A 21,505-nucleotide genomic window follows, 5' to 3' on the forward strand; every position below is an offset into this window, starting at 1 on the left:
ATTCAACACAGCATATGGATATATCAGTAGTAGTACCCTTATATAACGAGGACGAGTCACTGCCAGAGCTCTATGACTGGATAGAGCGTGTGATGGTGGCAAACAATTTCAGTTTCGAGGTTATCTTCGTCAATGACGGCTCGACAGACCGTTCATGGGAGGTCATCAACGAGCTTTCCTTACGCTCAGAACATGTGAAAGGCATCAAATTCCGTCGTAACTATGGTAAGAGTCCTGCTCTCTATTGTGGTTTCAAAGAGGCACAAGGTGATGTCGTCATCACAATGGATGCCGATCTGCAAGACTCTCCCGATGAGATTCCCGAACTATACAAGATGATCAAGGAGGACGGCTACGACCTTGTCAGCGGCTATAAGCAGAACCGCAGCCAGGGTGACCCGTTGTCAAAGACATTGCCCACCAAACTCTTCAACGCCACCACCCGCAAGGTCAGTGGTATCAAGAACCTGCATGACTTCAACTGCGGACTGAAGGCATATCGCCAGGAAGTGGTGAAGAACATCGAGGTATTCGGAGAAATGCATCGTTTTATCCCCTACCTCGCCAAGAATGCTGGTTTCGACAAGATTGGTGAGAAACCCGTACACCACCAAAAACGACAATATGGGAAATCGAAGTTCATGGGCTGGAACCGTTTCGTCAACGGTTATCTTGATCTGATGACCCTCTGGTTCCTAGGTACCTTCGGGAAGAAACCCATGCATGTATTTGGTTTCCTTGGCACGATTGTCTTCATCATCGGATTCTTCGCCGCTTTCTTCCTGGGTGTACAGAAGGCATGGGCACTCTATAACGGCATCCCCATGCGACTGGTGACAGACTCCCCCTATTTCTTTATCGCACTGACTATGATGATGATAGGTACGCAGTTGTTCCTTGCCGGATTCCTGGGTGACCTCATCAGTCGTAACAGTGCAGGACGTAACGATTACCAGATAGAGGAGGAAATCAGATGCGGAAAATAGTCATCTTCATCCTCACCATCCTGATTATCGGGGCATGTACCAGCATTGATTGTCCTGTACAGAACAAGGTTGGCACCGTATACGGTCTGAAGAAAGCCAACGGTACTACTGACACGCTGAAGGTTGACACGCTGGATATCACGTCTAAACGGGCTGACGGTACGGACACGATATTGCTGAACAAAGCCACAGGTATTACTGCCTACGATATGTATATCAGCTATACCCAGCCAGAGGACGTATTCTATTACACCTTGCGTGACACATTAGGACATATCTATCAAGACACGGTCTATGTGAAGAAGGAGAACTATCCGCATTTCGAGTCAGTTGACTGCCAGGCAGCATATTTCCACAAGTTGACAGACGTGCGGACGACCCACCATATCATCGACTCCATAGTGATTAAACACTCAACCGTCAATTATGAGACAAACCACGAACATTTCTACATCTATTTCAAGGCTCGTTATTAGTCTTGCCCTGCTCATCGTGGCTTCAACAGCCCATGCGCAAATGAAATTGTTTCGCATGGAGAAAGACTCCATTCCTCTCTTCAGAGGTTTCTCAGTATCTTTTGACCTGGTAGGACCTGCCAAGTTGATGCTCAGCGACTGTGGTGAGATAGAAGGAGGGTTACGCCTCAACCTGCATGACCAGTGGTTCCCTGTGGTGGAGATTGGTGTGGGTAAGGCTAACCATGAGAATGACGAGGTAACAGGTATCACTTATAAGACGACGGCACCCTATTTCCGTGTGGGTATTGACCTGAACCTGCTGAAGAACAAACACCAGTCTAACCGCCTTTATGGAGGTATCCGCTATGCCTTCACCTCTTATAAGGTTGATATCATCCGCGAGGACCTTCCAGACCCAGTCTGGCAATATGAGACAGGCTTCGGTATTGAGGGCTTGAAATGCAACATGCACTGGATAGAACTCGTCTTCGGTATTGACGCTAAGATTTTCGGGCCCCTGCATTTAGGATGGAATATTCGATACAAACGGCGTATCAGTCATAAGGAAGGAGATATCGGACAGACCTGGTATGTCCCTGGCTTTGGTACCTATGACAAAAACAAGATTAGTGCTGATTTCAGGGTGATTATAGATATATAGGAACTATAGGTACTATAGGAACTATAGTCACTATAAAAACTAAAAAACATGCAAAAGAAGAAACTGATTTGGCAGTTGCCTTTCCTCATACTACTGATTGTCGGCACAGTGCTTATCATCCGCCAACAACAGTCTATGCCCTATCATACTGACAGAGGACCAATCTTCGGCACATTCTATACCATCACCTACCAGGCAGACAAAGATTACCATCAGGAGATCAGGGAGGCGCTCATGCAGGTGGACTCCGCCCTCTCTATGTTCAACGAGCAGTCTATCATCTCACACATCAATCGTGAGAATGGTGGGAAAGCCAACCAGATGTTCATGGAGGTCTTCTACAAAGCGATGGAGGTGTCCCAGGAAACAGACGGAGCCTTTGACATCACTGTTGCGCCATTGGTCAATGCCTGGGGCTTTGGTTTCAAGAACGGAGAGATGCCCACCCCCCAGCAAGTGGACTCCATCCGTCAGTTTATCGGTTGGAAGAAAGTATCTGCCAAAGGCAATACCATCACGAAGAGTGACCGAAGGGTGATGCTCGACTGTTCGGCTATCGCCAAGGGATACGGTGTGGATGTGGTGGCACGTTTGCTAAAGGAGAAAGAGGTCACTAATTATATGGTGGAGATTGGAGGAGAGATCATCACCAGTGGTATCAGTCCCAGACGACTGCCTTGGAGGATTGCCGTCATCAAACCGACGGATGACACGCTCTCTGTCAGTCATGAGCAGCAGACCGTCCTCAACGTGACAGATAAAGCGATGGCTACCAGTGGTAACTACCGTCGTTTCTATTATAAAGGTGGAAAGCGGTATGCCCACACCATCGACCCGAAGACGGGCTATCCCGTCCAGCATAATATCTTGTCGGCTACCGTCTTGGCAAGAGACTGTGCCACCGCTGATGCTTACGCCACCTCCTTCATGGTATTAGGACTCGAAGGTGCCAAGCGCATCCTGGAGCGTCATCCCGAACTGATGGCATACCTCATCTATAGCGACAAAGACAACAATCTTGCCGTGTGGTATTCTCCGTCCATGAAAGACAAGATAGAACAATAACTCTAATCTTTAAACTTTAAACTATATATGTCTACCCCACTCCATCTCTATGACAAACTCCTGCAGTTCACACTCTTCCAGGGTATGAGCCATGCCGACTTGATGGAGGTGGTGACACATACCAAGATAGGATTTCATAAACTCCCGATGGGTAAACGCCTAATCAGTGCTGGAGAACCCTGTAACCGTCTCACCTTCCTGATCAACGGTACCCTGCAGACAGAACACATGGCAGACAATCGTGCCTATCGCATCGTAGAACGGCTGTCGGCTCCTTATCTGCCAGAGCCTGAACGACTGTTCGGCATTCACCAACAATTTACCCATACCTATACGACACTCACGGATGTCAACCTCATCACCATTGACAAACAGGAGGTGATGCTGTTACTGGAGACACAACTGGTGTTCCGCCTTAACATGCTGAACCAGATGGCTACGGAGACACAGCGACTGCTGCATCATCCCTGGCGTACCTGTCCGAAATCGCTCCGTGAGCGTATCATCCATTTCTTCTTCGCCCATTGCCAATACCCCGCAGGTCCTAAGACGTTCTATATCCTCATGCAACAGCTTGCCGACCTGCTCAACGATAGCCGTCTGGACATCTCTCTGGCTCTTAACCAGATGCAGGAAGACGGTCTTCTAACCCTCCATCGCGGACGTATTGAGATTCCTATGATCGAACGTTTGCTGATGTGACGGACCCTATTAAGAATAATCAAAGATAATCATCTATTATGGAATACATGTCCCAAGAGGGCTTCGATAAGCTCGTAGCAGAACTCCGACAGATGGAGAACGTGGAACTGCCTCAGGTCAGAGAGGCTATTGCCGAGGCTCGTGACAAAGGCGACCTCAGTGAGAATTTCGAATACCATGCCGCCAAGCGTGAACAGGCCCGGCTCCTTGGAAGGATTCGTTTTAAACAGCGTATCCTTGCCAATGCCCGTGTCATTGACACCTCACGTCTCGGCAGTGACACCGTACAACTGCTCTGTAAGGTGGGAATCACCAATCTTGCCAATAATAGTAAGATGACCTATACCATTGCCAGTCCTCACGAAGCCAATCTCCGTGAGGGTAAGATTTCCATCAAGTCACCTATCGCCGAAGCTCTCCTTAACAAGAAGGTGGGTGATGTCGTGGAAGTACGTGTCCCAGCAGGTATGCTGAAACTCCGCATTGAGAGTATCGAAAGATAAAAATCTTTTTAAACGACATTCTGTGGCATACCACCCAGGAAAGCACGTACATTGTCTATAGCGACCTGTAGTAATCGGATGCGTGCCTCCTTAGTAGCCCAGGCAATATGGGGCGTGGTATAAGCGTTGGGCTGTTGAAGCAGGGGGTTGTCTGCTCTTGGCGGCTCTTCCGTAAGCACATCGGCACAATAAGCGGCAATTTTTCCGCATGCTAACGCGTCGGCTACAGCCTCATCGTCCACCAATGGACCACGACCGGTATTGATGACTATAGCCGTCTGCTGCATCAAAGCTAACGTCTGGGCATTGATGAGATGCTTGGTATCAGCAGTCAGTGGACAGTGTAATGAGAGGACATCTGACGTCGAGCATAGCTCTTGCATATCAGCCTTCTGGACACCTTCAGGCAGTTGGTCTGCAGACTTACTGGTATAGGCTTTCACCTTCATTCTGAAGGCAAGGGCGATCTGTGCGACACGACTGCCGATATTCCCCAGTCCCACGATGCCGAACGTCTTCCCGGCAAGTTCCATCAGATTGGTATCCCAATAGCTGAAATCAGGATTGTTACTCCATCGCCCAGCCCTGTTCTGGATGGCATAATGCTCCGTACGGTTCGTTACCGTCAACAGATGGGAGAACACCATCTGCACAACGCTCTCCGTACTATAGGCTGGCACATTGGTCACGATGATACCACGTTCATGAGCAGCCACGATATCCACCACGTTATAGCCCGTGGCAAGCACACCAATATATTTCAGACTGGGCAATTGAGCTATCACCTCCCTATTGATGACAACCTTATTGGTCAGCACGACCTCCGCCCCTGCTGCCCTTTCCACTGTCTCCTCAGGTTTCGTGCGCTCATAGACCGTTACCTGTCCTAACTTCTCTAATTCCTGCCACGACAAATCCCCTGGATTTGCCGCATAGCCGTCAAGTATCACTATCTTAGTCATATCCTATATATTTATCTGTCAAAATCTGTCTCTGCTGCCATTGGCATCTCTAATTCATCCTCCTTCTCACCTCTGACCTCTTCCATCTTATTTGTCCTATGATCCTGTAGATAGATATGGTTGAGGGTGAAGGCAAGAGACTCTAAAGTCTCCTCACGCTTCGAGGGTTTCAACTCGCACTCCCAAATGGTGATACAGTGCCAACCCATCTCTGCCAATTTGCGTTGTTCCTCCTTGTCACGTTCCTTATTCCTTCGGATCTTATTTACCCAGAACTCCCGATTGGTATGCGGAATCCTACAGCACTCCGAGTCCACAATCACATCATCCATCTTACATCTTCCATCAGACATCCGTGGCAGCGCCACGTTGTGTCCATGCCAGAAACAGCCATTCACAAAGACACACGTCCTGTATTTCCTCAACACCAAGTCAGGATGCCCAGGCAACCTCCGATGATTTAATCTGTATCTGAATCCCCTCTTCCACAACCCTCGACGCACAATCATCTCCGGCTTCGTATCCTTCGACCGAATCGCCGCCATGTTATTGTGCCGCTGTTGTCTTGAGAGAGTATCCATTATTCTTTGATTATTGATTCCACAGCCACCCTATCCGCAGGTAACCAGTCAACGGAGCCTAATCGGCTGCTACGACTTCGAATTGTTTCATGTTGGTGCAAAAATACGAAGAATAATTAGAAAAGAAATCTTTTAGAAAGAAAAATTAAGTTTTATCTTCCCTCTGAGATCTCCGAGAACTCCGAGCCTTATACATTTGCTCCTTAATGCCACCTTCTTTGAGGAATCTTCGCTTTTGCGACTCTATCAATCGTGATATCAGTACGTCAAACTAGTGTAAATTACTCATGAAACGCCCAAATAAAAGACAGCAAAACTAAAGATTTCACCTAAAACGGTTTATCTTATTATTATATAAGGTAAGACAATCTTTTATTGACAAAGCTAAATAATAGGCAAGCCGCGGAGGGACTGCATTACCAACCTATGATGCCATCACTATGTTTCATCAGAAAAGTATCCCATAATGTTTACTCTTCTTCGTCTGCATAATCAGCCGTGGCTTCTCCAAAATTCCAATGATCCTGCTCATCAAGTAAATCAATATGATCTTGAGCCCACTTTACAGCCTCAGCCGAAGAAGATGCCAACACAACTATTTCACCATTGTAAATCTTGGTACAGGTAACTCTGTATTTTTTCATTTTGCTTTTAATCTATATATCTTTTTGTTACGCTAATAAAATCATCAAGGCTGAGATTAAAATAATCTTCATCCATAAATGCATATATTTGTTCATCAAGATACTCTGCTTCCTTATCAGGATATCCTTCTTCTTCATTGTATAAAGCGTTATTGAGAGAACTTGAACCTATGATAATTTCTCTCTCTTTATTACAAAACACATCAGGAATTATGGCTATAGGATAATTCCTTCCTTTATATTTAATTGTATCGTACATTATTCAGATTAATATCCTATGAGCAAAATACCCTTCAAGGGTAGATGAAGACGATTAGAGATATACAAAGTCTCGAGGAATGTAAATACTCTGTCAAAATCATTATGCGATCTATACTTATTCCTTACAGCAAGTACAAGATATTCTACATCAAACATCATACTTGCTTCAAAGATGTCTTTCAAGAAACGATGATTCTCTGTGGCTTGACCTGCTTCCACTTCTATAACGATTCTGCCATCTTGACTTAAAGCATCTGCATAAAATGATTTGTCTACCTTATTATCAACACCAAACAAAACAGGAACATCAATTTTTTCCTCTTTCGACTTTCCTGTCTCAACCACAAAACCTATTTGCTCAAAATAAGGTCGTAAGACAGCAAGTACGTCATTACTTACCAAATCATTCGTCTCAGACGAAATCCTATCATTAACAACATTAAAACAATCAACTATCTGACGCATTTCATCCGTCAGACCACGAGAACGAGGGAAAAACTGGTATTGTATCATAATTACTTGTTTATTGTTACTTTTTCCAAATTGTCCAAAGAAAAATCGTTTGTACCTAGAAGTCTATAAAAAATATCACCATCTGCCCACACCTTAAGAGCTAATATTGTATCAAAAATATCTTCTAAACTATAGTCTCCAATATTCATGTCTGCCATGAGATCTCCCATGCATACAGAATTGGAAATATATTCATGTTTCACCTTTTCAAAAAGATTATGATTAATCATAATTAATTCTTTATTTTATTATTTACAAAGTTACAAATATAAAATCAGACTGCTACTCTATCAATCGAATATTTAGTCTGATTTAACAATGTTGCGTAAACCATTATATGTCACCATCTCAGTTTTTATTGAAAGACCTTTATTGTATACCGGCGATTGTATGGATATTTATTATGATCATAGAGAATTACACAAAAACCTCTAACCTCCAACTGTTTTCTTCTGAAATGCCGATGTACAGGGCGTTTGGGGGCAGTTGGAGGTTGCTCCAACCTCCAACTAACCTCTCACTAACCTCCAACTGTATCCCCTTTTTTTTATGTTTTCAATGGTAATACCTCAAAGAATTGAATAGATCGATGATGAAATATGGTTGGAGGTTAGTGGGAGGTTCCGACAACCTCCAACTGGTCTTGCGCCCTTTGTTTATCGAGGATTGCGCGATTTTCAGTTGGAGGTTAGAGGTGTATCTCTGCAATCGTAAGTCCCCTGTTTTCTCCTACACGTAATTTTTTAAACCCTTGTCACCGTTGCCGCCTTCGTGGGGTATGGGGATAACTCCCAAGGGGTATTGCAGTATCTGTTATTCCCCCATAACGACACCTGGCATCACTCATAGGAGGCATTGTTCACCCCCATAGAAGATACTCATCTGCATTAATGGAGGCTTCGTTCAGTATGAGAAAGGGGTTCGCTAAAATGGGGAGCGAAAATATCAAAGTCCTTGTCGTATGCGGGTGACTGTATGGACAGCAGGTTGAGTACGGAATGGAAGATATAATGCTGCTCAAGGACTGCTGGCAGTTCTTTCTCAGACTTGTAATCCCTGAAATGCTCCGAGGTCCATACCAGGAATGGTATCTCATACTGCACCTTGGGTGCCAGTCGCATGGGCAGTCCATGCATGAACATCTTGTTCTCACCAAGCGACTCACCATGGTCGGAGATAAAGATCATGGCACTCTTCCAGTCATCCATCGAACGTAACGTGTCAATCAGATGGTCCAACAGGTAATCGGTATAACGTATGGTATTGTCATACGCATTCACCAGCATACCGACATGCTGTTCCCCCTCCTCCACACTCTTTGCCACCGGCTTGTACACCTCAAACTCCTTGGGATATTTGTCGGCATATTTAGGACCGTGACTGGTACTGGTATGCAAGATGATCAGCACCTTACTCTTCTTGCTGGACGCTATCCGCTCACGGAGTCCCGCAAAGAGGACACCATCATAGTGCATGTCCTCCTGGGGATACTGGGCACCCAGCTCCTCGTTGACAAGATATTCGTCAATATGTATGGGCGGCTCTCCCCAGTTAGACGTACGCCAAGACACGTCGACACCATTCCTGTAGGCATAGTTCGGCAACAGCTCATACAGGTTGTCCGTATTCTTTGGTTCGAGAATAGCCTTGGTTCCTGCTGTGGTGTAGGTGGCACATGATGTCGCCGGATACACCCTCAGTCCTTGTCGCTTCGACAATAACGGGTTGGTGTCACGCTGATAGCCATATAACTGGAAGTTGGCTTTTCTCGCCGACTCACCGATGACGAGCACCACCACCGCCTTCTCATCATCCATGATCTTACCATCAGGAAGTTTGATCTCCTCGGCTTGTTTGTCAAGATGAATCGTTGCCACACGACAGGTGTTCACCAGATAAGACCAGGGTTGCAGCAGTCCACCCAGTTCCGTGTCGTGCTGACTGATCCACAGTGTCTGACTGATATTCATCGATGCTACTGCAAGGATTACCGCCAAAGAGCCTCCACAGCAGATGCCCATCTTCTTTGCCTTACCCAAAACGACAGGTTGCAGCAGACAATAGACAGCAGGGAGAACGCCGAGGAGCAATATGGAGAGCCATAACGACCAGGTGAAGAATCCCGAGGCTTCCGAGTATCTGGTATTGAACACGTTCTCTATCGTGGTCGCGTCAATCATCACACTATAGGTGAGGATGAAATAGACCGCTGTGGCATTGATAAGCGAGAGTATCGCAAGCAGGACACGTCCCACCGTCCTCATCAAGAACATGGTCAGATAGGTCATCATGAAATGGAGGACTAACATGATGACAGCCAATGATACCAGCAGAAATATCTTTCCGCCGGTACCTTCGTTAGTATTGGCTGCTACATAACGAAAGAAAGGGATATTGTATAACAACAATATCCCGATACTTACAATCCAGGAGAATGTAAAAAGCGATATGGAAGGTAACTTCCTCAAATTATTTAGCATTCCCGCTTCATGTCAAAACCAAAGAAAAACATCATTGAGATCATTAAGATCATCAAGATCAAGCTCATGGCTCTTTGCCGGACCGATTGGCGGCTGGGTTTCATCCAAAACACCGCTGACCATAAGCAATTGGCTCTGATATTTTATCTCTATCACCTCCATACGAGGCTCCGTATATTCTTTTAACTTCTTCGTCATCTTTATTATATTTTAATGTAAAACGACTATCTTTCCTTTCTGGATATACACACCTTTCTTAGAAGGATTTCCGTCGATGCGGTGTCCATTCAAGTCATACCACTGCTCAGTTCCGTCCTTGTCGGTTGTATGGATATTCTTAATGGCTGTCGTTCCATCACCAAGTTCTGAGTCCAGCAGCTCCCTTGCATTGGCAGAACCAGTCAGATAGGCACGGAAGGAATCAATATAGACGGCGGCATTCTCCGTCTTTGCCTTCTGCCATTTATTCCCGGCTTGCAGGATATACTTACCTACCGTCTCTGCAGGAGAGAGCTTGGTGAAGGTTCCATGCATGGTATAGCCGTTGACCGCACTGCCATCAACAGTGGTCTTCACAACATTAGTTGTTGTTTTGTCATCACCGTCAAAGTCAAGGTCTTCGATGGATGAGGAGGTCACCACCAGATAGGGCACGCCCGGCTTTGTCTCTGTCACCTCATTAAACTGCAGGGTAGCGCCACTGACACCACTCAGCGCATAGTATTTCACACCATCTTTGGCTGGAGCACTATATGGCAGACAGATGGTATAGAAGTCATTGGCATCCATGTCACGCTCGTATTCCACATTAACAGCCTTGAAGTCGTATGGAGAATAGAAGGTCTCACCTTCTTTCAGCAGCAGTTTCTGGCAGATGTTGCCCACCACGACGTTGACACTTGGGAAGGCTGTCTTCTCAGGCGTGAACACCAGTGTGCTCTCCTTCAAACCATAGAAGGAGTTACCCTTCATGCTTCGATCAACATACATTCCATCCAGGTTCTCACACTTAGTCAGGTCAATACTACGGATCTTGTCGGCCTTAGCCTTGAATGCCTCTTCGTCGATGTAGACTACGGGCATTTCCTGCTCTTCGCCGCCCACACTGGCTTTGACGGTGTTGGGAACTACCACGTCGCCACCCTCGCCTTTATACTTAGTGACATAGAGGGTTCGGTTGTCGTCAGCGTCGAAGTACACCTCGTATTCAAAATCTTTATCAGATATGGTCTCAAAAATCAGCTTAATGGCAGACTTCTCTCCAGTCAAGGAACGGAAGAATGCCCTGAAGGCTGATACATCTACATCCTTCTGATTATCGGCAGTCATCACATGCCATTTCAAATCGTCATCTTCATCGGCTTGATAAAGGTTATTCTGAATGGCAGCACCTTTGTCGAGGTAATACGACGTACCCGTAAACTCGTAGTTGCCCAACCCGATTTTTTTGTGTTGGGGATCGAGTGTGGCTTTGGAATATGTGCCGAGTGTCACAAAGTTAGAGAATACAACGACATAGTATGGGGTATTGGCCTCCATGACGCGGTTCCCCACCTCTTGCAATTCAATGGTGGCTAAACCATCTTGGTCACTGACCAACTTTGCAGGTTTGAATACTTGGCAGCTAAAGGGCATCGTGGTCTCATAGGGCAGCAACACGGGGTACACACCAGGGGTGAATTCGTCCTCCTCCAGCGTTTCATATCCATCAACAATGGGCTGTCCGTCTTCATCAAATTTGGCTGTGCCGTCTTCATTGGTCTTAAAGATGGGGATGTCATAGACCACTTTCTCGCCCGTTTTATGTGCTTCCAGCACACGATCGTATTCCACTCCATTATTGGCAGTTATCTTCATCTTAGTAACGGGCAGTAAATGCTGATCGAGACCTCCACCAAGCTTATCATCTACCCAGAGCTGAGTGGTGACGAACTCACATTTGATGAAGCTCTTTTCATTACTGCCACCGTAGAAGTCTGTAAAATCGATACCTGAAAGGTCCTCGTTTGCCAATGTCAGACCATTGATACGACCGTTTGGCATAGATTTCGGGCGCAGCGTCATCACATTCACCTTCGGTTCTGGCATACGATTCTCAAAGCAGGCTGGCAGCGGATATTCACCTGGGCAATATACCCAGTTGTTGAGTTTTAAGACACCCACAGCCAACAAACCCTCATTCTTGCTGGGGGTGAAATTGATTCTATGAGTAATACCTTTATCGTTTTTGTAATCATATTGGGCTCCTTTGTAAACACAGGTCGCATGTGCAACTTTATTTTGCTGACTGGTGCCAAGATCCCATGTTGTAAAACTGTTAGCAACATAAGCTTTCTCACCACTCTCTGCACCAGCAATGAAAGGACCCACTTTGCTGTTCACTTGGGTTGCTGTCGTCTCCAGCACAGCGCAATCACTGACATTGGTGGCTGTCGAGGCGTTGGCGACATATCCTACAATACCGCCCAGCCACTGGGTAGAATTGCTGGCTTCGATCTTGCCACCCTTGACGACACAATTATTAATCTGTGCAGGTTGGCTAGACACATGTCCAATTAATCCGCCGCATTCTATAGCTGACTTAACAACATTGTTTTCTGAAAAGACTGAATCTATAACGCATTTACTAGAGCCAATCAATCTGCCGCATAATGCACCAGCCGTCTCAGTTCCTTCGAAAGTGCAGTCCTTCAGTGTTAGGTTTCTCACTTGTCCACCCTGCACTCTTGCGAAAAGTCCTGCGTACTTGTTTTTTACTGTCAGATGGCTGATGGTATGTCCATTACCCTTGAAAATGCCTGTGAAAGCATATTTAGTATCGTCACCAATGTTCACCTCCCATGTTTCATTGTTACAGTCGATGTCGGCAACAAGTTCTACACCTGTATAAGTAACATGGGCATTCACATTGTCGCGAAACTTTTTAAGATCATTGTAATTGTGAATGTAGAATGTAGTCTCTGTACCATCGTCAATAGCAGTAAAGTTAGCCCATCCTTCAGCAGTTTTCCATCCTTTCGAATCATCAGTCTGCTTATGGCTTTTATAGGCGCTTATAACATCCTTAGGTACATAAAGGTGTTTTTCGTACGTCACCGATGTAGTGGTACCGATGCCGTCCTTGTAGAAATAGAACACATCATTATATTCCCAAGTGGGTGGTGTTTTGGCTTGGCACTTTACGGTTTTCAGATTCGCCAGATTGATAAAACTGCCAGAACCTAACGACTGAAGCGTAGCGGGCAGTTCTACCTCATACAGCGACGTACAGCCAATGAAAGCGAAGTTGCCAATACTGGTGACACCCTCAGGGATAATGGCTATGGTAATTTGCGTACAGAATCGGAAGGCTAACGCATTTACCTTCTGTACTTGATAAGTCTTCTTGTTATATTGTACCTCTTTGGGGATGACAATCTTGCCCTTGGTGTATTGCGAGATACAGGCATTGAATCCTGATCCCAGCGCACAAGCATTGTCGCCAATAGTGACGAACTCGGCAGGTATATCCTTTCCATCTGCCTTGATGTTGGCTTTGAACTGATCAGCAAAGGCTAACGACGGCAGGAGAATGGCAATGATGAATAATATCTTTCTCATATTTCTTTCAGCTTTAAACTTTTCATATTTCACATTTCACTTACCAACTCTTAATGTCACCCGCCTTCTGGTCTTTATAGGGACATTTGATGAGTGTCTCGATAGCGACGGCGACGCGCAGGTCACCCTGTAGGGCAAGTTTCACAAGACCTTCTGAGGCACCGGCAAAGAAGTCTTCCCCAGAATCCAGGTGGTCGTGTCCCATAGTCGCTGTGTGGAGCACAGCCCACTTGCCCAGTTTGGCAACAGCGCGCTCCGCATTGTCGTAAGGTACTGTCGTATCGGCTTGGGAGTGGAACAACAGGATGTGGTGCGACGGGGTCCACCCATTGGTGATATCGTTACTTGCGAGTGCCATGTGCAGGTCTTCCATCACGCCACGCTTAGTGGGAAGGGGAATACCCTCTGCCGTCTTATACTTATTCTTATAGTTATTATAGATATCTGTGAAGTATTTAAGACATTGCTCGTTCATTATATTGCGCATCTTGGCATTGCCATTAGATTCCAAAATGTCGCGATAGTAATTCTCATTACCATTTTTTCCGTTCTTATACAAATCCTTGAATGCATTCTCAATATCACCCGTTGAATGCTTTTTGTCATTAAGCATGTCCATGATACCCGTCTCTAAGAACTTAGGGTTAAAGTATTCTTCGGCCTTGTGCGTTCGCATATAAGGGTTAGAATCTAACATTCCCTTGACGATGAGCGGCAACACCACTGGCATCGACATAGTCTTACCCTCCACGTCTTTCATTACGTAGTACATCAAGGTGGACATGGGGTCGTAGGGACCGTCGCCACAGATAGAACCTGTAAAGCGCAACTCTTCGTCCATATGGTTCTGTTCGATGAAGCGGTGAGTAGCCATAGCCACGGCACCTCCCTGTGAATAACCGCATACGATTGTTCGCCAGTCATTACGGAATTTTAAGGTTAAATCTTTCAAAGCGGGATCATGCTGATAGGCATAGCGCGCAGCCACTGCACCGTCCAGAACCTGACGTGCAGTCAGTTCCTCATAGAGATAGGGGTGCGCATGTAAGTGGGTATCTCCATAGCCCTCATAATCGGGCATCACCACTAAACAATGGGCGGGATCCACACCGTTAATCCAATCATGTAGCTTATTTACATCATTCTTTATCGCATCGGCAGGGGAAACTAAATGCTGTCCGACCGTCTTAATTATATCTACAACTCCCTTTGCAACCTTTTGTCCTATTTTTAAGCCGGTTGTAAGATTCAAAGATGCGCTTCCAGACATAGAAAACAGAACACCTGAGTCACCAGCTTTAAACGTTTTCATTTCGGAGGGACTCTCACTGTTGGAAGTAATGGTGATATGGGTACCAATCAACAAATTACTCACCTTACTACCATCTTTGGGATCAGGACCGGCAGCCATACCAGACAGCGTGACAGTTTCTCCCGCGTGGTTGATAGACTCGTAAGTGAACTTAAAGACAGTGACTGTCATTTCGGCAAACTTATCATGTATCTTACCTTTAACCGTCGAAGTCGTTACTGCACGGCGCGAATGCTGTGCGTTCATGAAGTCGGCGTCCTCCGACTTCCATACTACCCTGGGAACTACTTGGTAGATTGTGTCCTGCCGACCCGTCAGCGAGTCGGTAACAACTTCTTCCTCCACATCGGCTGACATCCTGCCTACGTCCGTCACCTTCACGTTCACAGGCGATGTAAGTCCTGGCAGGTTTAAATCCTGCGCACTGATGTTCAAGGCAACTGCCATGAACATCAAAAATCCTACTAATACCTTTCTCATACCTATTTATTAAAAACGGGTGCAAAATTACGGCTTATTTTTTTAATAAGCAAATATTCTACCGATTTTAGCATTTCCTGTTGATATAATTTCACTCTGCTCACTATCTGCCGCAGGGGGCTTCCTTGAAGAGCATAAGCTGTAAAGATTCTTTACAGCTCTAATGGTGTATAGGGGAGTCCCCATACCTTAGCGACAGCCTCATAGGTACATTTGCCATCCATCATATTGACACCCCGACGAAGGGAGATATCATCACGACATGCCTGCTGCCATCCCTTGTCGGCAAGGGCGATGACATAGCGAAGGGTAGCATTAGTAAGGGCGATAGTACTCGTATGAGGTACAGCTCCCGGAATGTTAGCCACCGCATAATGAACAATACCGTCAACCATATAGACAGGGTCACTATGGGTGGTAGGATGAGAGGTCTCGAAACAACCGCCCTGGTCAATCGCCACGTCGACAAGAACGGTGCCTTTCTCCATCAGTGACAACATGTCCTTGGTAATCAGCTTCGGAGCCGCGTCACCAGGAATGAGCACAGAGCCGATGACAATATCGGTAGTAGGCAGTTCCTGTCGGATATTATGTTCGGAGGAATAAAGGGTATGCACATTGGCAGGCATCTCAGCAGCCAGCTGTTTGAGCCGTGGCAGCGACACGTCCGTGATCGTCACCTCAGCGCCCATACCGGCAGCAATACGGGCAGCTGCCTCACCTACCGTACCACCACCTAATACAAGGACACGGGCAGGTCTCACACCAGGTACACCTGCCATCAGCTTACCCTTACCACCTTTCGTCTTCTGGAGATAGTAGGCACCATTCTGCGTCGCCATACGACCTGCCACCTCACTCATCGGAATAAGCAACGGCAGTGTGCGATCATCACGCTCCACCGTCTCATAGGCGATACATACGGCACCGCTCTTCATCATCGCCTCTGTCAACTCCTGCTCACAGGCAAAATGGAAATAGGTGAAGACAACCTGCCCCTTACGGACCAACGGATATTCTGGTTCAATAGGTTCCTTGACCTTGACAATCATATCTGCCTCCCTGTAGACATCCTCGATGGCAGGGAGGATTTGCGCACCTGCCTTCTGATACTGTTCGTCGCAGAACCCACTGCCCTCCCCTGCAGTATGCTGTACGTAGACAGTATGTCCACGTTTGATCAACTCGGCAACACCTGATGGTGTCATGCCCACACGGTTCTCATTGTTCTTAATCTCTTTGGGGACTCCTACTTTCATTGTCGTTTGGTTTTTGTTAAACATAAAACTATGTCGCAAATATACGAAATATCTGCGACATTTCCTATCTTTTCACGTTATTTTTTTTAGACAGGATATTGTCATGTATTCATCAAATGATTGGTCTTTTAATCAAATTTTGGCTTGTTTATGGAGTTTCTTGAGCATATCAGCATTTGTTTCGATTAATTTTTGTAACTTTGCCGTCAAACAACAGTAATCTATCATGGCAAAGTTAAATCGTATAAGAGTTGTTCTCGCAGAACGCGACCTGAACAATAAGTGGCTTTCCGACAAACTCGGCAAGGATCCTGCTACAGTGTCCAAGTGGGTCACCAATACCACCCAGCCCAGCCTTGAAGCCCTCATTGCAATAGCCAATGCGCTTGAAGTACCGGTGCAGGAGTTGGTAAGACAGGAAGAATTCAAACAAGAGAAATAATCAAATGATGACAATAGAAGAAATACAGGCTCGCAAAGAATGCCAGACATTCGATTGTAAGAGCATTCAGATTGACCCCAAGGCATTAGCAATACCCATTGTGGCTATGGCTAATGCCGATGGTGGTGTGCTTGCCATTGGCGTTTCTGATAAGACTCGCAGAATAGAAGGGATTGATGGAAACGAGGAACGGCTCAATGAGTTGCTTCGCGTTCCTTTTGATTTCTGCAATCCGTCTGTAAAAGTTAGGTGCGAGTATCTTCCTTGTACGGATTATAGTGGTATGGAGAATCGCATTCTTCTGATGCACATTCCTGCAAGCGGACAACTTCATACCAATCAGGCGGACGAATGTTTCATGCGTGTTGGCGACAAGAGCAAGAAACTCAACTTTGACGAACGCATGCAACTCCTCTATGATAAGGGCGAACGATATTACGAAGACAAGGATGTTTATGGTGCTACCATCGATGATATTGACATGACTCTTGTCAATGATTATATTAGTGTCATCGGCTATGGGAAGTCTGGCATGGAGTATCTGCGAGAGAATAATGATTTCGTTATAGAGGCAGATGGGCAGCAGAAAGTAAGTACTGCATGCATCCTTCTCTTTGGCAAGAATCCACAGCGTTTCTTCCCTCGTGCCCGCACTCGCTTCATCCGTTATGAAGGAAAAGAGGAGAAAGTGGGCAGAGACATGAATGTTATCAAGGATGTGACATTCGAGGGTGCCATACTTCAGCAGGTTCGAAGCACTATCAGCTATTTGGAAACGCAAGTCAGTGAACACTCATTCCTCGGAGAGCATGGTGTTTTCGTTACTCGTCGCAACTACTCAAAGTACGCCATACAAGAGATGGTTGTCAATAGTTGCTGTCACAGAGCCTACAACATCAAAGGCACCGAGATACAGATAAAGATGTTCGACGATCGCCTTGTCTTTGAGACTCCAGGAGACTTGCCTGGGCTAGTGAGACCAGACAACATACGTCATACCCACTTTTCTCGTAATCCCAAGATCGCCCAATACCTAAAGGCATACAAGTATGTCAAGGAGTTTGGCGAGGGTATTGACCGTATCTGTAGCGAATTGGAAACAAAAGGTTGTGCTATCCCATCATTCCATGTCGATGCATTCATCTTGAAGGCAACATTGATGGCAGAGTGGACATCCGAAAAAGAGTTTGACCGTCCAAGTACCGTCCAAGTACCGTCTAACTATCGTCCAAGTTCCGTTCAAGTAGAAAAGTTGGTTCAACAAATGCATGACGAGTATTTAAATGTCAGCAAAATGATGGAGCTATGTGGTATTAAACATAGAATGACTTTCCGTGATAATTATATAAATCCAGCACTTTGTGATGGGTCTATAGAAAGAAAATATCCTGACCAGCCTAATCACCCCAAACAGATGTACCGTCTTACGGAACAGGCTAAGGTATGGAAGTTGAATAATATTGATTAATGCAATATGAGTAAGATTGACAACGAAATAAAGGAAGGAACTCCACGTTTCAAGAAAGGCGATGCCTTAGTAGAAATAGCCCCGCACCCTCTTGTTTTGATGGAGGTAAACGAGGTGAAAGGGGGTACTGGCAATAAAGATTTCTGTATTGTAACATGGTACTCGCTTGACGAAAAGGGCCTCAATGCTCAGCGTCGATTCCCTATGGTTGCAGTTGATGGTGAGTCCTGTAACTTCGAGCCAATCTCTCGCAAGATTCTCAAAGAGGCTGAAAGCCTGATGCGTCAATACGATTCAGAAGTTAGACAGTTGACGGATAAGAAAAAAGCGAAAGCACTGTGCAAGGAATATAATCGCAAGTTGACAGAACTACTTCACCCGTTCGCAGAACAACGACTCCACGAACATCATTATCATCAGCCCGAACTATCATCAGATCATCCACAAGAACAATCCAAGGTTCAATCGCAAGAAGTTCCAGTTCGAATTTGAGAATGGCGAGGTGCTGAGGCTGAAATTGTATGAGCATTTGAAGGTGTAAACTATTTAAGATTATGAAAAAGCTGACCACTGAAGAATTCATCAAGAAAGCCCGAGAGGTGCATGGGGATAAGTATGATTATTCCAAGGTGGAGTATGTAGATGCACAAACAGATGTTTGCATAATATGTAAGCAACATGGAGAATTCTGGCAAAGACCTTCTCACCATACCGCTGGTCGAGGGTGTAAAAAATGTGCTACTGAAGTTAATGCAGACAAATTAAGAATTTGGACTGAAACTAAATGTTACGAAGAAGCCTCTCGTTATAAAGATATGAAATCTTTCAGAACGCAAAGTGAAGATGCTTATAATGCGGCATTGAAGCATCATTGGCTGAAGAATTATACGTGGCTATCCTATAAGATTGACGTTTCAAAGCCCAAAAAGAAAAGGCAATCATATACTCAGGAGGAAATAATCAAGAAACTTCGTTCTATCTTTGGTGACCGCTATAGTTATAAAAAGGTGGAATATAAAGCCATGAAAGTTCCCATTACGCTTGTATGCCATGAAAGGGATGCAGATGGTGTTGAACATGGGGAATTCTCTATGCGGCCTGATAATATCTTTTCTAGCAACCAAGCCTGTCCCAAATGTTACGACGCTAGACGAAGTAGACTTCAGCGTAAACCTGTGGAAAAGTTTATCAAAGAGGCAACAAAAATTCATGGAGGACTATACGAATATCATAAAGTAGAATATGTAAACGGAAAAACTAAGGTCTGTATCGTGTGTCCTATACATGGTGACTTCTGGCAGACTCCAACTAATCATTTAAAAGGTAAGGGTTGTCCATATTGTTCTGGTAATGCAAAGAAATGGAATGAAGAAACTTGTGAACTAGAAGCACGTAAATATGAATACGTTTTTGATTTTAGCACAAAAGCTTCAGGTGCCTATAATAAAGCCAGAAGTAATGGTTGGTTAAAAAATTATACTTGGTTGAAGAAACTTCCACCTAAAACTGCTGATTACAATAAAGAAGCAAAATACATCTATGCTTATGAATTTGTTGAGCAGAAATCTGTGTATGTTGGCTTGACAAACAGCTTGATTAAAAGAGATTGGCAGCATCGCAATAGTGAAGACTCTTCCGTTTATCGGTTTGCAGAAGAATGTAAATGTATTATTCCCAAACCAAAGCAATTAGAGAGAGATGTTCCTGTTCATGAAAGTGGAAAAAGAGAAAAATTCTGGGTCACTCACTATAAAGTGGAAGGGTGGCATATACTTAATAGAGCCAAGACAGGAGAACGTGAAAGTTCCGTTGGCATTTATTATCCAATAAAATGGAGCAAAAAAGCAATTAGAGAAAAGGCTAAAGAATGTGGATATGTTTTAGCAGTATTTGCTGAGCAGTATCCAGGTGCCTACGAAGCCATACAATCTCGTTACAAAGGACTGCTTAATGAACTATTCCCTAACAGGGTTATTCATACTCATCATACCATCGAGGATGCACTCCTTGTTGTCCGTAAAGGACATTATGAGAATCGTAGCCAATTAAGATTTGATTGTTTATGGGCATACAGAGTGCTTTTCGAAAATAATATGCTTGACGATGTTTTTGGAAAACCAAAAGGATATACGAAGGAAGAGGCTCTAAGGGAGGCTGACAATTACAAGTCTATAGAAATAATTAGACTAAAGAACCATACTTTATGGACCTATTTGAAGAATAATAATCTTTTCAACGAATTGAGACCTACTATTATTATGCATGGTAGGATTAAGACCGTTGAAGAAGCATGGGATATATCTCAGTACTTCAAAAATATAAAAGAACTAAGTAATTACTCCAAAAAGGCTTATCATTTATTAAGAGATGCAGGCCTTTTAAGAAAACGTTATCCCAAACCTGTCAAATATGTAGCCAAAAGTGAAAAGGTGGAGAAACCTAAAAAGACAATAATTCCAAAAACAGAAGAATCCAAAGAAATAATAGAAGTTGATTTTGAACAATGCAAGAAAGCATATGAGCAATGCGCATTCGTTTCTGAAGTAAAAAAGCGTTTTGCGCATATCTACAGAATAGCGGTAAAACAAGGCTGGCATGAGGAGTTGAAGGGCTTTTGTTATGGAAGCCCTACAAAGTGGACGCGAGCAGCTTGTGAGGAGATCGTGAGAAAGTACACATTCCTCAGAGATTTAGTGAATAATGACCCTAACGTGTATAATGTAATAAAAAAGAATCATTGGGATGATTTGTTGGAATCATTGAAAAGAGTGCAACATGCACCATACCAATACACTATCGAAGAAATAAAGGAGATTTGTGCACCATATAAAAGCTTATTAGAACTAAGTAAAGCAAGGAAGGACATTGACAACTATTGTAGGAAAAAAGGTATCGACTTGTATGCATTGAATGGTTGGAAGAATCTCCGCAATCGTAAAGTGTGCCAAATCTTTGATGGCGTAGAAATTGCTACATTTTCTTCTATTTCTGAGGCTGCAAGGGCGATAGATGCTCCTCGTAACAGGATGTGGGAACACGTACAAAGTGGAGAACCTTATAAGGGTTATGTTTGGAAGTATAAAGATCAATGAAACAGAAGGATGTGAAACAGAACAATAGCAAATTAG

General features: G+C 44.7%; 22 protein-coding genes. 10 read left to right on the forward strand and 12 right to left on the reverse strand.

The genetic code is table 11. The features are described from left to right. Nucleotides 1-14 precede the first annotated feature (14 nt). The 6 genes from BM257_RS08760 to greA are packed head-to-tail and all read left to right on the forward strand — an operon-like array spanning nt 15 to nt 4,375. Nucleotides 15-986: a glycosyltransferase family 2 protein gene (locus BM257_RS08760; protein ID WP_092071212.1), complete on the forward strand. Its 972-nt coding sequence runs from the start codon at nt 15-17 to the stop codon at nt 984-986. Next, nucleotides 974-1,462, forward strand: coding sequence for a DUF6452 family protein (locus tag BM257_RS08765; protein ID WP_092071215.1), 489 nt, complete (start codon nt 974-976; stop codon nt 1,460-1,462). Before BM257_RS08760 ends, BM257_RS08765 begins: the two co-directional genes overlap by 13 nt. Further along, nucleotides 1,413-2,105: a DUF6048 family protein gene (locus BM257_RS08770; RefSeq protein ID WP_092071218.1), complete on the forward strand. Its 693-nt coding sequence runs from the start codon at nt 1,413-1,415 to the stop codon at nt 2,103-2,105. Before BM257_RS08765 ends, BM257_RS08770 begins: the two co-directional genes overlap by 50 nt. 48 nt (nt 2,106-2,153) lie before the next feature. Then, a complete protein-coding gene (locus tag BM257_RS08775) occupies nt 2,154-3,170 on the forward strand; it encodes an FAD:protein FMN transferase (protein WP_092071221.1) in 1,017 nt (338 codons plus the stop codon). 27 nt (nt 3,171-3,197) lie between these two features. Beyond that, complete coding sequence (locus BM257_RS08780; protein WP_092071224.1) at nt 3,198-3,872, forward strand: Crp/Fnr family transcriptional regulator; 675 nt, start codon at nt 3,198-3,200, stop codon at nt 3,870-3,872. Between the two features lie 38 nt (nt 3,873-3,910). Next, nucleotides 3,911-4,375 (forward strand): transcription elongation factor GreA, encoded by a 465-nt coding sequence (gene greA, locus BM257_RS08785; protein ID WP_092071227.1) that lies wholly within the window; start codon nt 3,911-3,913, stop codon nt 4,373-4,375. Nucleotides 4,376-4,383: 8 nt separating this feature from the next. Here the strand turns inward: greA and BM257_RS08790 are convergent, their stop codons facing one another. From BM257_RS08790 to ald, 12 genes are all read right to left on the reverse strand, one after another. Further along, nucleotides 4,384-5,337 carry a D-2-hydroxyacid dehydrogenase gene (locus tag BM257_RS08790; RefSeq protein ID WP_092071230.1) on the reverse strand — a complete coding sequence of 318 codons (954 nt, stop codon included), beginning with the start codon at nt 5,335-5,337 and terminating at the stop codon, nt 4,384-4,386. Between the two features lie 11 nt (nt 5,338-5,348). Beyond that, a complete protein-coding gene (locus tag BM257_RS08795) occupies nt 5,349-5,918 on the reverse strand; it encodes a very short patch repair endonuclease (RefSeq protein ID WP_177216067.1) in 570 nt (189 codons plus the stop codon). A 145-nt stretch (nt 5,919-6,063) separates the two neighbouring features. Further along, the gene (locus tag BM257_RS15305) at nt 6,064-6,180 is read right to left on the reverse strand and encodes a four helix bundle suffix domain-containing protein (protein ID WP_092071236.1); all 117 of its coding nucleotides are present in this window, start codon (nt 6,178-6,180) and stop codon (nt 6,064-6,066) included. 208 nt (nt 6,181-6,388) lie between these two features. Further along, entirely contained in the window at nt 6,389-6,562 is a 174-nt protein-coding gene (locus BM257_RS14840) for a hypothetical protein (RefSeq protein ID WP_177216069.1), read from the reverse strand. Between the two features lie 7 nt (nt 6,563-6,569). Continuing rightward, a complete protein-coding gene (locus BM257_RS08805; protein WP_092071239.1) occupies nt 6,570-6,821 on the reverse strand; it encodes a hypothetical protein in 252 nt (83 codons plus the stop codon). 8 nt (nt 6,822-6,829) lie between these two features. Beyond that, nucleotides 6,830-7,336: a hypothetical protein gene (locus tag BM257_RS08810; RefSeq protein ID WP_092071242.1), complete on the reverse strand. Its 507-nt coding sequence runs from the start codon at nt 7,334-7,336 to the stop codon at nt 6,830-6,832. A gap of 2 nt (nt 7,337-7,338) precedes the next feature. Continuing rightward, on the reverse strand, nt 7,339-7,566 hold the full coding sequence (locus BM257_RS08815) for a hypothetical protein (protein ID WP_092071245.1): 228 nt from the start codon (nt 7,564-7,566) through the stop codon (nt 7,339-7,341). 657 nt (nt 7,567-8,223) lie between these two features. Then, entirely contained in the window at nt 8,224-9,804 is a 1,581-nt protein-coding gene (eptA, locus tag BM257_RS08820; protein ID WP_218154502.1) for a phosphoethanolamine--lipid A transferase EptA, read from the reverse strand. 24 nt (nt 9,805-9,828) lie between these two features. After that, nucleotides 9,829-10,014, reverse strand: a complete 186-nt coding sequence (locus BM257_RS08825) for a hypothetical protein (RefSeq protein WP_092071251.1) — start codon at nt 10,012-10,014, stop codon at nt 9,829-9,831. A 12-nt stretch (nt 10,015-10,026) separates the two neighbouring features. Continuing rightward, a complete protein-coding gene (locus tag BM257_RS08830; protein ID WP_092071254.1) occupies nt 10,027-13,416 on the reverse strand; it encodes a leucine-rich repeat domain-containing protein in 3,390 nt (1,129 codons plus the stop codon). A 40-nt stretch (nt 13,417-13,456) separates the two neighbouring features. Then, the gene (locus BM257_RS08835) at nt 13,457-15,208 is read right to left on the reverse strand and encodes a hypothetical protein (RefSeq protein ID WP_092071257.1); all 1,752 of its coding nucleotides are present in this window, start codon (nt 15,206-15,208) and stop codon (nt 13,457-13,459) included. A gap of 152 nt (nt 15,209-15,360) precedes the next feature. Further along, complete coding sequence (gene ald, locus BM257_RS08840; protein ID WP_092071260.1) at nt 15,361-16,467, reverse strand: alanine dehydrogenase; 1,107 nt, start codon at nt 16,465-16,467, stop codon at nt 15,361-15,363. A gap of 226 nt (nt 16,468-16,693) precedes the next feature. Between ald and BM257_RS08845 the strand changes: the two genes are divergently transcribed. The 4 genes from BM257_RS08845 (at nt 16,694) to BM257_RS08860 (ending at nt 21,469) form a co-directional block, all read left to right on the forward strand. Next, a complete protein-coding gene (locus BM257_RS08845; RefSeq protein WP_092071263.1) occupies nt 16,694-16,909 on the forward strand; it encodes a helix-turn-helix transcriptional regulator in 216 nt (71 codons plus the stop codon). A 7-nt stretch (nt 16,910-16,916) separates the two neighbouring features. Beyond that, complete coding sequence (locus tag BM257_RS08850) at nt 16,917-18,377, forward strand: Fic family protein (RefSeq protein WP_092071472.1); 1,461 nt, start codon at nt 16,917-16,919, stop codon at nt 18,375-18,377. Nucleotides 18,378-18,383: 6 nt separating this feature from the next. After that, complete coding sequence (locus tag BM257_RS08855; protein ID WP_092071265.1) at nt 18,384-18,869, forward strand: hypothetical protein; 486 nt, start codon at nt 18,384-18,386, stop codon at nt 18,867-18,869. A gap of 62 nt (nt 18,870-18,931) precedes the next feature. Next, a complete protein-coding gene (locus tag BM257_RS08860) occupies nt 18,932-21,469 on the forward strand; it encodes a hypothetical protein (protein WP_092071268.1) in 2,538 nt (845 codons plus the stop codon). Nucleotides 21,470-21,505 lie beyond the last annotated feature (36 nt).

The sequence above is a fragment of the Prevotella sp. tf2-5 genome (assembly GCF_900115435.1).
In the GTDB taxonomy this organism is placed as follows: domain Bacteria; phylum Bacteroidota; class Bacteroidia; order Bacteroidales; family Bacteroidaceae; genus Prevotella.